Source organism: Pseudomonas sp. P20 (assembly GCF_016463925.1).
GTDB lineage: Bacteria > Pseudomonadota > Gammaproteobacteria > Pseudomonadales > Pseudomonadaceae > Pseudomonas > Pseudomonas aeruginosa.
The window spans coordinates 104,143-117,209 of the sequence record NZ_JAEMVM010000015.1; the positions used below are offsets into that span (position 1 = coordinate 104,143).

The following is a 13,067-nucleotide window of genomic DNA, read 5'->3' on the forward strand; positions in this document are numbered from 1 at the left end:
GCAGGAGCATCCCATGCGAGTCCTGTTCATGTGCACGGCCAACAGTTGCCGCAGCATTCTTTCCGAAGCCATGTTCAACCACCTGGCCCCGCCGGGTTTCGAGGCATGCAGCGCCGGCAGCCAGCCCAGCGGGCGGGTGCATCCGCGCAGCCTGGCGACCCTCGAACAGGCCGGCATCGCCACCCACGGCCTGTACAGCAAGGGCAGCGAAGCCTTCGAAGGCGCACCGCCGGACATCGTCATCACCGTTTGCGACGCCGCCGCGGGGGAAGCCTGCCCGCTGTATCTCGGCGCAGCGCTGAAGGCCCATTGGGGCCTGGCCGATCCCTCCGCCCTGGATGGCGACGAAGCCCTGCGGGATGCGGCGTTCCACGCCACCCTGGCACGCATCGAACAGCGTTGCCGAGCCTTCCTCGGCCTGCCCTTCGCTACCCTGGATCGCGACCAGCTCAAGCGTGAGCTGGAGCGCATCGGCTCGCTCTGACCGGAGGAAGCATGTCCGAACAACTACCCAACCTCGATCCCGCGCTGCTCGGCGACCCGCCCCCCGTCTCCGGGCACAGGCCGCGCATCCTCCTGCTCTACGGCTCGACCCGCGAGCGCTCCTTCAGCCGCCTGCTGGTGCTGGAGGCCGCACGCCTGCTCGAACGCTTCGGTGCCGAAACGCGGATTTTCGACCCTTCCGGGCTGCCATTGCCCGACGATGCACCGGTGGAGCATCCCAAGGTCCGCGAGTTGCGCGACCTGGTGCAGTGGTCGGAAGGCCAGGTCTGGTGCTCGCCCGAGCGCCACGGTGCGCTGTCCGCGGTATTCAAGGCGCAGATCGACTGGATTCCCCTGACACTCGGGGCGGTGCGCCCGACCCAGGGCAAGACCCTGGCGGTGATGCAGGTCTGCGGCGGCTCGCAGTCGTTCAACGTGGTCAACCAGTTGCGCGTGCTGGGTCGCTGGATGCGCATGTTCACCATTCCCAACCAGTCCTCGGTTCCCAAGGCCTACCTGGAGTTCGACGAAGCGGGCCGGATGAAGCCATCGCCCTACTACGACCGGGTGGTCGACGTGATGGAGGAGTTGTTCAAGTTCACCCTGCTCCTGCGCGAGCGCACGGACTTCCTGGTGGACCGCTATTCGGAGCGCAAGGAAAGCGCCGAGCAGCTTTCCGCGCGGGTCGACCAGCGTTCGCTCTGAACCGCGTCCGCCTCACTCGCGCCCCGGCGGATGGCCGAAGCGCGCGCGGTAGGCATGGGTGAAGTTTTCCGGACTGGAGTAACCCAGGCGATAGGCTATCTGCGCGATCTGCCAGCGACCCTCGCGGACCATCTGCCGGCCGATCTCGAGACGCCGGTCGCGGACGTACTGCAACATCGAGCGACCGAACTCGTTCTTGAAAATCCGCCGCAGGGTGGTTTCGCCGACCCCCAGTTGGCGCGCCAGTTCGAGGCTGGCCGGCGGCTCACCGAGGTTCGCCTCCAGCAGGCGGCGCGCTTCATGGGCCAGGTCGCGCTGGGCGCGTGGGGTGCGCGCGCGACGAAGGTCCGCGCCGCCCAGGTAGGCGGCCAGCTCCACCAGCAGGCCCAGGGTCAGGCTCTCTTCGTGCAGGCGTCCGAGGGCGCCGCGGTATGGATTCTGGTAGAGGCGCTCGAACAGGGCGGTGATGGCGCCGCAACGGGACAACTGGGTAAAGCTCGCGCCGTCGCCCTTCAGCCGCGCCAGCGGCCGCAGGGCGCCATCGCCGGTTTCCAGTTCTTCCTCTAGGTAGCTGGCGGCGATCCGCAGCCCGCCCAGGCGCACGCGGCTGCCCGCCGGCAGGATGTCGAAGGCCTCCATCGGCTCGCCGGTGCCGAGCACCGAAGGACCGCCCAGGTTGTAGAGATAAGGCTCGCCGCCGTCGACGCTGTGCCGCCACTGGCCGTCGAACATCTGCACGATGCACAGGCCTTCCGGCAGCACCTTGTGGGTTCGCAGCGGCTCGGTGAAGCTCAGGTCGCAATCGAAATACTGCATCGACGGGCGCACCGTCCGCGCCTGGTAGTGACCGGTGGCGCTGCCGAGCATTTCGCGCGCGTCGAGGATCTGCGACTGGCACAGGGGCGAAGGAGCGTCGAAATAAAGCTCCGTGTCGTGGTAGGGATTCCAGCTTTCCATGGCGTAGGTATCGGTGGGACGCAACCATCTGAACCGGTTCAGGCAGCGGCTTTCCAGGATGGTTCCGTGCGCTGATCGAACCGAACCTGTGGGCGACGACACTTTTCCTGTGAGCGGCGGCCGCCTCGGTTGTTCATGGTCCGAGCCTGTATTAATAGATGCGCCCCTTTTACATCGCGTTGCCAAAGGGGGCGAGAATGATAGCAAAGTGGACTGCGGCGCTGCTGATGGGCGCACTGGCGTGGGGATCCTGCACGGCGCAGGCCGAACAGGCGCGGCCGCCAGTCGCCGACAAGGTGGTGGCCTATCAGGGCCAGCAGGGGCTCAAGGTCTGGACCCTGCGTATCGGCGAAGCGGCGGCCGGCGAAGCGCTGTTGCAGGTCGAAGGACTGGACCACGACTGGGACCGCCTGATCCACAAGGTAAAGGTGGAAAAGAGCGCCAGGGACAGTCGCTACTCCACCGAACTGAACGGCAGCAAGTATGTGATCCTGATCGTGCGCGACGGCTGGGGCGAGCTCTACCTGCCCGGCGAACAGCAGACGCGGCAGGTCGCCTATAGCGAGTCGCTGTCGTCCGCAGGCGAGCCCCAGGCATTCCTGACCGACTACCTCGAGCAGAAATAAACGCGGATGAGCCACGATACGCTGCGGGTAAGGCTGCTCGCATTCCTCTTCCTGATTCCCCTGGCGCTCTACGCCTGGTCCGCCGTGCAGGCCTTCCGGGTCGACTCGACCCTGCGCGACGAACAGTTCATGCGCGACTGGAGCGCCTCGGTGCGCAACGACCCGGACACCGCCGGCGCCATTCCCCGTCACCTGTTCCGTCCGGCCTATGGCGTCGAAGGTCATCTTCACCAGTTCGCCGAAGACGCCGAGGCCATCCGCCGCGACCATCCTTGGCTGGCTCTGCGCGGCTGGCTGGCCGCTATCGGCAAGCTCTGCGCGCTGGCGTCGGCGCTGGTCGCGGCCGTCTTGCTGGCGAGACTGGAATACGACGGGCGCCGCTCGATGCGCTCGCAAGCCTACCTGCTCGGCCACCTCGCGCCGGCCTGGCGGCGCCTCGGTCGACTGGTCCCGCTGCACGCCGGCCTGCTGGTCGCCGCCCTGGCCAGCCAGTTGCTCTACGAAGCGCTGTGGAGCTACAGCCACTGGCACAGCCACGGCTTCGTCGCCCTGCTCTTCTCACTGCCGCTGTGGCTGCTGTTCCTCGGCGGCCTGCTCATGCTGCGGCGCCTGCGCGGCGAACTGCTGCCGCTGGAGGAACCGGTGCTCCACCTGCTCGGCCGCGAACTCGACCGGGTCGCCGCGCCCGGCCTCTGGCAATGGCTGGGACAGATCGCCGACCGCGCCGGAGCGCCGCTACCGGACCATGTCGTCACCGGCATCGAGCACTGCTACTTCGTCACCCAGGCCAAGGTCCTGCTGGCACCCCGCGGCATTCCGCTGGAGGGGCGTACCCTGTACATCCCGCTGACCTATGCCTCGGTCATGAGCGAGGCCGAAAGCGCCGCGATCATCGGCCACGAACTGGGCCACTTCGCCGCCGGAGACACCGCCCACGGTGCATCCCTGTCGCTCCTGCAGCGGCAGGTGCGCCTGCGCATCGAACGCATCGCCGCCCCCGAGGATGGGCATGTCGGCCTGCTCGGCAAGCCGGGCCTGTGGGCCGCGCTGTACTTCCTCGATCGCTTCGAGCGCGCCTACCTGCACTGGAATCGCCGCCAGGAACTGGCCGCCGACAAGGTCGGGGCGCGGGTAGCCGGCGCGCGGGTCTTCGCCATCGCGCTGCTACGCACCTGCGCCCTTGCAGGACTGATCGAACGCCTGCTGGCCAGCCCGCAGACGCGCAACCTGGTGCATGCGCTGACCGACCATCTGCGCGGGAACTCCCTGGAACTGGACGAACACGACAGCGCTCGCCGCCTGGAACACCCCTTCGACAGTCACCCGCCGACCTTCCAGCGGATCGCGGACCTTTCCCTGGCGCTCGACGACGATCTGCTGCGACAGGCAAGGCGCATCGTCAGCGCCGACGACACGCAGTGGCTCAACCGCCTGCTCGATGCAGGCCACGGGGAAAGCCGGTGATCCCGCCGGGCGCGCAAACGCCCTGCCCCGCCGGGACAAGGGGCGACGAAGCCACGCAGTTGCGGCGCTTCGTCGCCAGCGTCCCCAACCGGATAAGCATCGGCGCCGCCCGTGGCGCGGCGCCGCTGTCCGCCCTGCTCGGCCTGCTGCTGCTCGGCGGCGCCTGGACCTTGCGCGACCACCCCGGTCCCGGCCATGAGGCGGCGGCGCTGTGCCTGCTGGCGGCGGCCGCCCTCCTCATGTGCCTGGCCTGCCTGCAGCGCAACGCCAGGAGCGCGCCGTTCCTCGTCCTCGGCCAGGGGCGCCTGCGCGCCCGCAGCCTGTCGGCGCCGCTGGACCTGCTGGAGGTCGCCGACCTGCGCCTGGAGGACGGGGTCTGGTTCTCCGCGATAGTCCTCGAACTGCACGGCAAGGCGCTACCGGCACCATCCACGCGCCCGCTCGATCCGTTCGCCGCGCGTGCCGTCAGCGAATGCCGGGACGGCCCACGGGTTCGCCTGCTGTCCCCCGGCTGGCGCCTCAACGGTCGCAACCTGTCGCTACTGGAAGCCGCGGAGGTCATCGACCTCTACCTGGACATCGCCCGCGCCCAGGCCCGGCTCCGCCAACTGGGCGAGATCCCGCCCAGTGCTTCCTCTTCACTCCCAACTCCAAGGATATTTCCATGAGCAACCAGGAACCCCGGGACCTCGTCTCCAACCTCGCCGAAACCCTCGGTGCCGAACACGAAGAGCTGAACCAGGCGAAGACCGCCGAGGTCATCGCCCACCTGGAGCGGGTGATCGCCAACGTACCGCCGGCCACCGAGTTCACCAATACCCGCAAGTACGTGGTGCTGGGTCCGCTGCTGAGCATCGTGCCCTTCATCATGACCGGCATGTGGTTCTCCCAGGGCAAGCCGGGGGGCGGCGTCGTCGGCTTACTGCTCGGCCTGTTCGGGCTGTTCCTCGGCTACCAGCATCGCAACTCCGGCAAGACCCCCTTCATGCGCCTGACCCGTACCCAGCTCTGGGCCGACAGCCTGTCGGCTCCGCTCGAGCTGGCCGACGTCATCGATTTCAGCGTCAAGGCCGACATGCTGCAAACCACCCAGACCCTCCACCTGCGGCCCGAAACGCCGCTGCCGACCCATCGCGCCGTACGCCAGGTGTTCGCCTCCCAGGCCATGGCCTTCAAAGGCAAGGACCCGCGCATCACCATCATGTCGGCCGGCCTGCAGAGCGATGGCAAGAAGCTGGACTGCGACGACATGGCGGCGATCCTCGACGCCTACATCCAGGCCGCCCACGCCCAGCGCTACCTGCAACAACTGCGCAGCCAGGGCTGAGTGAAGGGCACGGTCCATCCGCGAAGGCTGCTGCTTTGCCTGGTGCTGGTTCCAGCGCTGCTGGCGGGGCTCGGCGCCTGGCAGTCCTGGCGCGCCGAGCAGCAGGCCGAGCGACTGGGCGCCGCGCAGCAGCGGGTCGAGCGCGCGCTCGCCGAAGCGCGGGCGCTGCCGCCGAGGGCCAGCGTCCGGGTGGACGGCCGGGCCTATGTGCGCGACCTGGCCCTGGCGCGGCTCGACGAGCGACTCGCCGACACACGAAGCGCACAGCGCCTGAATCGCTTCGCCGCCGTCCTCGCCGATAGCGGAGCCTGCCTGGCGGCGCTGGTCGCCGTATTGGGAGCCGTCTCCCTGGCCGGCATCGCCGGCGCCGCACGCAGCGCACTGCGCTCGCGTCGCTGCCTGCTCCTGTGGTTCGAGCTGGGCCGACGCCTGCTGCCCTGCCTGCTCCTCGCCCAGATCGGCCTGCTCGCCCTGGCCCTGGCCTGTGCCGGAACGTTCGAGATCCTCGGGCTGTGGCGGGTCGGCCAGGTTCCGGTCAGCGAAGGACGCACCCAACTGAGCGTGGCGCTGATCCTTCTCGGCCTGCTGGCGTCGGCGTGGCAAATGCTGGCGAAGATCAGCCGCTTGCGCCTGCGCCCGGCGCCGGCCCTGGATGTCATCGGCCGCCGGCTGGGCGAAGAGGATGCACCGGAACTCTGGACGCTACTGCGCGAGCTGGCGGCGCGCCTCGACACGCCAGCCCCGCAGCACCTGTTGGTAGGTCTCTGCGACGGCTTCTACGTGACCGCCAACCGCGTCTGCCTGCAACCTTCCGGCGAGCATCTGGAAGGACGCAGCCTATACCTCTCGCTACCGTTGCTGGGCCTGCTGGACCGCGCCGAACTGAGTGCAGTGATCGCTCACGAACTGGCCCACTTCGCCGGCCGCGACGCCCATTACAGCCTGCGCTTCCTGCCGATCTACCAGGGCGCCGCGAGCCAACTGGCCGCCATCGAGGAGCAGGAAGCCAACGTCTTCGAACGTGCGGCACTGGAACCGGCGCGACTGTTGGCCGGGTACTTCCTCGAACGTTTCGGCCTCGCCGTGAACCACTGGAGCCGCCTGCGCGAATTCGCCGCCGACCGCCGCGCCGCACAACTGGCCGGTGCGCCGGCGATGGCCTCGGCCCTGCTGCGCAGCGCGGCGGCCGGCGCGCCGATACGGGCGTTCCTCGAACACTGCCTGCTCGCTCCGGCGCGCGCGCCGGACAACCTGGTGGACGCCATCCACGTCTACCTGGGCCAGTCCGGCCTGGAAGCACCGGCCCCCGGGGCGGAGGGACTCCAGGTCCATCCGCAGGATACCCACCCTCCGCTGGGCCTGCGCTGCACGGCGCTGGGAGAGAGCTTCGAACGCACCTGGGCCGGGACCGCCGGCCGGGCCGTTCCGACACGACCGCCGAGCCAGGCGCTGGGCGTCTGGTTCGGCGCCCCCCTGGCGTTGAGCCGAGCGCTCAGCGCCGACCTGCTCGGCAAGACCTGTGAGAATCCCCATGCAAGAAACTGACGAAACCCTCGACGAACTGCCGCCGCTGGAAGCCCGCTGCGAGATCCGCGAGGTCTCGCGGGGCACCGCCTGCGTTGCCCTGCTCGCTGGCCTGGTGGCTGGCGCCACCGGTCTCTGGCTCGCTTCGCTGCCCAACGCCTGGCGCCTGGCCAGTGGCCAATGGCTGTTCTGGCTGCCAGCCGCGCTGCTGCTGGGCGGCGGCCTGTACGCCTGCCTGGCGGGCGTGTTCCTCTACCGGCGCCACGGCCAGGTCGCGCTCACCCTGACGCCGGAGAGCATCGCCTTCGCCAACGCGCCGCAGGTGCCGATGTACACCTTCCAGTCGCTGGAGATCGAGCGCGGGCGCTGGCTGGAACTCACCTTCGCGACCACCTTCGACTGCACGGCGCCGAGCTTCGACAACCATGCCCGTTTCGACCCGCGGGCTTTCGCCCGCCCCGAAGCCCGCGCGGTGGCCGGCGGCAAGCGGGTCAAGCTGGCGCTGTGCGGCGCCGCGCTGAACGGCCAGAAAATGGAGCTGGAGCCGCTCGCACGACTGATCTACCGGTACATCCTCGCCGGCCATCGCCAGCGCGCCCTGCAACATCATCGCGCGCCCGGGAGCGACGGCAGCGGGGCCTGAAGCGAGCAACGCTCAGGCTGCGCGCTGGCGTTGCCAGTCCACCGCGGCTTTCAGGCGCGCCACCACCTTGCGCACGAAGAGCGGGTCGTCCGCCACGCAGAGCTCCGCGCTGACCCACTCCGGCCAGCCGGTCCCCTGGCGCTCGCGAGCCCCCAGCAGGCGCTCGACTTCGTCGCGCACGGCGCGCTCCAGGCGTTCGCTGGCACGATTGCGGGACAGGTGGAGGCGCAGGCAGGCCTGTTTCTCGCGCTCCAGGGCGCGGCGTCGGGACAGCGGCAGTTCGGCAAGGTTGTGGCTCATGATCGGTGCTCCTTGTCGCGCAGGCAGGCGATTTCCGATTACTGTACATTCATACAGTAATCGGAATTGACGACGCTGACAAGGGCTGGCCGGGTAGCGCGAACAAGCGCATCCGGCACTTCAGAACTGGTATTCGACCCCGGCTCCCGCGTACCAGGACAGCCCGGGGGCCGCTTCGTAGTAACGCCGGTTGCCGTCGCCGACGATGACCGAGCCGACGTACTGGCGGTCGAACAGGTTGTCCAGGCGCACCAGCTGGTGGAAGGCCCAGGCTCCCAGGCGCTGCTCGAAGCGGGTGCGCCAGTTGAATACCGCATAGCTCGGCGCGGCCTTTTCGCTGTTGCTGTCCTCGACGTAGACCTGACTGCGGTACATGCCTTCCCAGCCCATGCTGATGCCCTCCGCGGGCTTCCACACCAGTTCGCCGAACAGGCTGCTTTCCGGCACGCCCGGCAGGTGCTTGCCTTTGCCGATGGTCTTGCCGCCGGCCTCGAAATCCGAATCGTAGGTGGCGGATAGCCGGGTATAGGCCAGGTTGGCGTTCCAGTGCTCGCTCAGTTCGCTCTCCAGGCCCAGTTCGAAGCCGCGACGCAGGGTCTTGCCGGCGTTCTGGTAGCTGGTGCGACCGCCGAGGGAGCTGGCGACGACGATCTCGTCCTCGGTGCGGATCTGGAAGATCGCCGCGTTGACCCGCGTATTGCCCCACAGGCGCGCCTTCAGCCCGGCTTCGTACTGGCTGCTGGTGGCTGGCTTGAGGCCGAAGTTGAAGACGTCCGGCGCGTTCGCCGCCACCGGCGCATAGGCCATCTCCGCCTGGGTCGGAGTCTCGAAGCCCTTGCCGGCGCTGAGGTAGCCGTGCAGGTCGGGGGTGAAGGCGTACATCACCGAGAACGACGGGGTGTTCTTCCGGTAGCGCCGTGAGCCGCTGGCATCGCCGTTGCTCAGGTAGCGGTCGTCGACCTCCATCTTCATGGTGCTGTGGCGCACCCCGGCCTGCAGGGTCCAGGCGTCGATGGCCCAGCTCGCCTGCAGGTAGGGATCGAGGCTGGTGGCGGTGTCCACCTCGTCGCGGCGCAACTCGCCCTTCACGCCGAGCTGGTCGCCGTTGAAGTTCTGGTAGCCGCGACGGTCGTCGCGGCTCTGGTCGTAGTCGAGGCCGACGGTCAGGTTCAGCACGCCCGGCGCCTGGCGTACCGGTTGCAGCCAGCGCACGGTGCCACCGTGGAAGTCGCGGTCGAAGTCCACCACGCCGCCGCCACGCTGACTGTTGGAGGCCACCCCCCTGGGGATCGACAGATACTGCACGACACTGCGCTTGCCCACGTAGGCGTTGACCTGCAAGGTCGCCTCGCCGAAGTAGCGCTCGTAGTTCATCCCGGCCTGCTGGTGGTCGATGCTCTTGCGCGTGTCGTACAGCTCGGCGTTGGCGGTGACGGAGCGCGGGTCGTGCTTGTAGGCGTCCCAGGTCTGCCCCAGCGGATCTTCAGTGTCGTTCTGCTCCAGGCTGCTGTAGATCAGCGCCAGGCGGCTGTCGGCGTCGGGCCTGAAGTTGAGCTTGGCGAAGGTCTGGTCGCGGCGCGCGGCGCTGTGGTCACGGTAGCCGTCGGTGTCCATCCGCGAGGCATCCACCAGGAAACCGACCCCGTCGCCCTCGCCTTCCGTGTACAGGTGATTGCGGCTCAGGCCATCGCTGCCGACGGAGGTTTCCGCGCCGACCCGCGGGGCGCCCTGGCCGTCGCGGGAGAACATCTGGATCACCCCGCCGGCGTTGCTGCCGTAGATCGTCGAGGCCGGCCCGCGCAGTACCTCGATGCGCTCGGCGACGTCGAGGTTGAGGGTCGCGGCCTGGCCCTGGCCATCCGGCGTACTGGCCGGGATGCCGTCGGCGAGCAGCTTCAGCCCGCGGATACCGAAGGCCGAGCGGGCGCCGTAGCCGCGCGAGGAGATTTGCAGGTCCTGGGCGTAGTTCTGGCGGTTCTGCACCACCAGGCCAGGTACCCGCGGCAGGACTTCGGAGAGGTTGATGCCGAGCTGGCCGTCGGCGATCTGCCGACGCTCGATGCTATCCACCGAGAACGGCAGGTCGAAGGTGTCGCTGGGGTTGTAGCTGCCGGTCACCACCATGGGTTCGAGGCTGCGTCGCTCCTCGCCCTGGACGGCGCAGGCGATGGCCAGGCCGCAGAGCGCCAGGGAGCCGGGCAACAGGTGGGAGACGAAGCTGGGTCGGGGTCGGGACGGCATGCAGGGTTCCGCGGGTCGCAAGGTATCGAAGGGGCTTTGCCAAGGGCGGGAACGCGCCTCCCCTTGGCAAAGCCCCTTCCGGGCCGAGGCCCGGAAGGCCGGGAGCCGGCTGTGGGCTCCCGGTGGGCGGGTCATTGCCTGGGCAGGGCGTAGGCGATGATGTAGTCGCCCATGCGGGTACCGAAGGAGCCGTGTCCGCCAGCGACGATCAGCACGTACTGGCGACCGTCCTTGCCGGTGTAGCTCATCGGCGTGGCCTGGCCGCCGGCCGGCAGGCGCGCCTGCCAGAGCTGCTTGCCGTCCTTCACGTCGTAGGCGCGCAGGTACTGGTCGAGCGTGCCGCTGAGGAAGGCCACGCCGCCGGCGGTGGTGATCGAGCCGCCCATGCTCGGTACGCCGACGGTGAGGCCGATCGGCACCGGGGTGTTGTCGCGGCTGGTGCCGTTCTTGTGCTGCCAGACGACCTTGGCGGTGGTCAGGTCGATACCCGCCACGTCACCCCAGGACGGCGCCTGGCACGGCAGGCCGATGGGCGACATGAACGGATGCATGATCACCGCGTAGGGCGCGCCGGTGTTCGGCTGCACGCCGCTGGTCTCGCCCTCGCGCTTGCTTCCGCTGGGCACCTTGTCGCGCGGCACCATCTGCGAGACGAAGGCCATGTAGTTGGGGCTGGTGAAGAGGATCTGGCGCACCGGGTCGACCGACACCCCGCCCCAGTTGAACACTCCGACGTTGCCCGGATAGATCAGGCTGCCCTGCTCCGACGGCGGGGTGTACTGGCCCTCGTAGCGCAGCGAGCGGAACTGGATGCGGCAGAGCATCTGGTCGAACGGGCTGCTGCCCCACATGTCGCGCTCGGTCAGCGGCGGGCGCAGCAGGTTGAGGTCGGAACGCGCCTGGGTCGGCGCGGTATGGTCACCCTCCACCGCGCCCTGCGGCGCCGGCACTTCGCGGATCGGCACGATCGGCGTGCCGTCGCGGCGGTCCAGCACGTACAGGCTGCCCTGCTTGGTCGGCGCGATCAGCGCCGGCTTGACGCCATCGGCGGTCTTCAGGTCGAGCAGGGTCGGCTGGCTGCCGACGTCCATGTCCCACAGGTCGTGGTGGGTGAACTGGTAGTTCCAGCGCAGCTTGCCGGTGTTCAGGTCGAGGGCCACCAGGCCGGCGCTGAACTTCTCGGCACCGGGGGTGCGGTTGCCGCCCCACTGGTCGGGCATCTGGTTGCCCAGCGGCAGGTAGACCTGGCCGAGCTTCTCGTCGACGCTGGCCAGCGACCACATGTTCGGCGAGTTGCGGGTATAGAACTTGCCGGGAGCCAGGGGCTCGGTCTCGTCCGGGTTGCCGCTGTCCCAGTTCCACACCAGCTTGCCGTCGTGCACGTCGAAGGCGCGGATCACCCCGGACGGCTCGTTGGTCGACTCGTTGTCGGTGACGTGGCCGCCGATGATCACCAGATTGCGGGTGACCGCCGCCGGCGAGGTGGAGTAGTAGCCGCCCGGGGTGAACGGACCGATGCCGGCCGTCAGGTCGACCGCGCCCTTGACCCCGAAGTCCTCGCAGACCTTGCCGTTGTCGGCGTTGATCGCGATCAGGCGGGCGTCGGCGGTGGGCAGGAACAGGCGCCGCGGACAACTGGCGGCGACCGCCTTGCCGGCCTCGGAGAGCGCGGCCGGCGGCGCGCCGACGTCGCTCCTGGCGTACTGCTCTTCGTCGTAGTAGGAGACGCCACGGCAAGTCATGTGGGCGAAGCCCTTGAAGCCTACCGGGCTCTGGATCTGCGGATCGAAGCGCCAGATTTCCGCGCCGGTGTCCGGGTCGAGGGCCAGCACCTTGCTGTGCGCGGTGCAGGCGTAGAGCATGCCGTTGACCTTCAGCGGGGTGTTCTCGTTGGTCAGTTCGAGCGGATCGTCGGCGGTCGGCAGGTCGCCGGTACGGATGCGCCAGGCTTCCTCGAGCTGGCCGACGTTGGCCGGGGTGATCTGCTTCAACGGCGAGTAGCGGTCGCCGAACTCGGTGCGCCCGTAGGCCTGCCAGTCGCCGTCCGGCATCGCCGGGGCGGTGCTGGTCATGCCGCTGTCGCGGTCGATGCGACCGACGATCTGCCCCGGATTGGTGAACTGGCTGCCCACCGCGGCGGCGCCGGCCAGGACCACCGCCACGCCCAGCGCCGCGGTGCCCAGCGGCGCCGGACCGTCGGCCAGCAGCGGGCGGCGGAACCAGGGTAGCCAGAGCAGCAGGCCGAAGACGAACCACAGAGCCAGGCGCGGCACCAGTTGCCACCAGTCCAGGCCGACTTCCCACAGCGCCCAGACGGTGCTGGCGAACAGCACCAGAGCGTACAGGCCTAGCGCCGCACGCTTGCCCAGCAGCAGCAACAGTCCGCTCAGGGCCAGGCCGATGCCGGCCAGCAGGTAGTACAGCGAGCCGCCCAGGCTCGCCAGCTTGATGCCGCCGGCCAGCAGCGCCAGGCCGGACAGCAGGATCAACAGGCCGAGCAGGCTCGGCAGCAGGCGCGATCGACTGCGGTTACCTTCGCTCATCGTCCGGTACTCCCTTCGGGGTTGATGACAGGCATTGCTTACTCTCCTATTACGTTCTGCACGCCGGGCTGTTCAGCCCGCCGCGCCGCGTTGGGCGGCGCTGAAGAAATGGCCGCTGGCCATGACCGAATCGCGGTTGTCCGAAGCAACAGCCTAGAACACCGTCTGGATCTTGATCCCCGCCACCAGCGCGTTGTCGACCTCGTCGACCCCGCCCGGCTGCTTGATGTATTGCAGGTTCGGCCGCACCGTCA

Annotated in this window: 13 protein-coding genes; 8 read left to right on the forward strand and 5 right to left on the reverse strand. The window is 68.8% G+C overall.

Going from position 1 to position 13,067, the window contains the following annotated elements; genetic code table 11:
• Positions 1 to 13: 13 nt before the first annotated feature.
• Positions 14 to 484: an arsenate reductase ArsC gene (locus JHD77_RS20725; RefSeq protein WP_003112098.1), complete on the forward strand. Its 471-nt coding sequence runs from the start codon at positions 14 to 16 to the stop codon at positions 482 to 484.
• 11 nt (positions 485 to 495) lie between these two features.
• Complete coding sequence (arsH, locus tag JHD77_RS20730) at positions 496 to 1,188, forward strand: arsenical resistance protein ArsH (RefSeq protein ID WP_023113060.1); 693 nt, start codon at positions 496 to 498, stop codon at positions 1,186 to 1,188.
• A gap of 12 nt (positions 1,189 to 1,200) precedes the next feature.
• Here arsH and JHD77_RS20735 read toward each other — a convergent pair whose 3' ends face one another.
• A complete protein-coding gene (locus JHD77_RS20735) occupies positions 1,201 to 2,055 on the reverse strand; it encodes a helix-turn-helix transcriptional regulator (protein WP_003122741.1) in 855 nt (284 codons plus the stop codon).
• A 287-nt stretch (positions 2,056 to 2,342) separates the two neighbouring features.
• Between JHD77_RS20735 and JHD77_RS20740 the strand changes: the two genes are divergently transcribed.
• The 6 genes from JHD77_RS20740 to JHD77_RS20765 are packed head-to-tail and all read left to right on the forward strand — an operon-like array spanning position 2,343 to position 7,729.
• On the forward strand, positions 2,343 to 2,771 hold the full coding sequence (locus JHD77_RS20740) for a hypothetical protein (RefSeq protein ID WP_003139423.1): 429 nt from the start codon (positions 2,343 to 2,345) through the stop codon (positions 2,769 to 2,771).
• Between the two features lie 6 nt (positions 2,772 to 2,777).
• Positions 2,778 to 4,235 (forward strand): M48 family metalloprotease, encoded by a 1,458-nt coding sequence (locus tag JHD77_RS20745; protein WP_023130620.1) that lies wholly within the window; start codon positions 2,778 to 2,780, stop codon positions 4,233 to 4,235.
• Positions 4,232 to 4,903: a hypothetical protein gene (locus JHD77_RS20750; protein WP_003122739.1), complete on the forward strand. Its 672-nt coding sequence runs from the start codon at positions 4,232 to 4,234 to the stop codon at positions 4,901 to 4,903. The genes JHD77_RS20745 and JHD77_RS20750 overlap by 4 nt, the downstream gene beginning before the upstream one ends.
• Positions 4,900 to 5,562, forward strand: coding sequence for a hypothetical protein (locus JHD77_RS20755; protein WP_191519447.1), 663 nt, complete (start codon positions 4,900 to 4,902; stop codon positions 5,560 to 5,562). The genes JHD77_RS20750 and JHD77_RS20755 overlap by 4 nt, the downstream gene beginning before the upstream one ends.
• Positions 5,563 to 7,107 carry a M48 family metallopeptidase gene (locus tag JHD77_RS32890; RefSeq protein ID WP_016852899.1) on the forward strand — a complete coding sequence of 515 codons (1,545 nt, stop codon included), beginning with the start codon at positions 5,563 to 5,565 and terminating at the stop codon, positions 7,105 to 7,107.
• Positions 7,094 to 7,729, forward strand: a complete 636-nt coding sequence (locus JHD77_RS20765; protein WP_003160276.1) for a hypothetical protein — start codon at positions 7,094 to 7,096, stop codon at positions 7,727 to 7,729. Before JHD77_RS32890 ends, JHD77_RS20765 begins: the two co-directional genes overlap by 14 nt.
• Positions 7,730 to 7,741: 12 nt before the next feature.
• Here the strand turns inward: JHD77_RS20765 and JHD77_RS20770 are convergent, their stop codons facing one another.
• From JHD77_RS20770 to JHD77_RS20785, 4 genes are all read right to left on the reverse strand, one after another.
• On the reverse strand, positions 7,742 to 8,029 hold the full coding sequence (locus tag JHD77_RS20770) for a hypothetical protein (RefSeq protein ID WP_003122735.1): 288 nt from the start codon (positions 8,027 to 8,029) through the stop codon (positions 7,742 to 7,744).
• A gap of 120 nt (positions 8,030 to 8,149) precedes the next feature.
• Complete coding sequence (locus JHD77_RS20775; protein ID WP_031634473.1) at positions 8,150 to 10,270, reverse strand: TonB-dependent receptor family protein; 2,121 nt, start codon at positions 10,268 to 10,270, stop codon at positions 8,150 to 8,152.
• A gap of 131 nt (positions 10,271 to 10,401) precedes the next feature.
• A complete protein-coding gene (locus JHD77_RS20780) occupies positions 10,402 to 12,813 on the reverse strand; it encodes a glucose/quinate/shikimate family membrane-bound PQQ-dependent dehydrogenase (protein ID WP_003089344.1) in 2,412 nt (803 codons plus the stop codon).
• Positions 12,814 to 12,966: 153 nt separating this feature from the next.
• Positions 12,967 to 13,067 (reverse strand): carbohydrate porin (locus tag JHD77_RS20785; protein WP_134824998.1); only part of this gene is annotated, 101 nt, incomplete at its 5' end.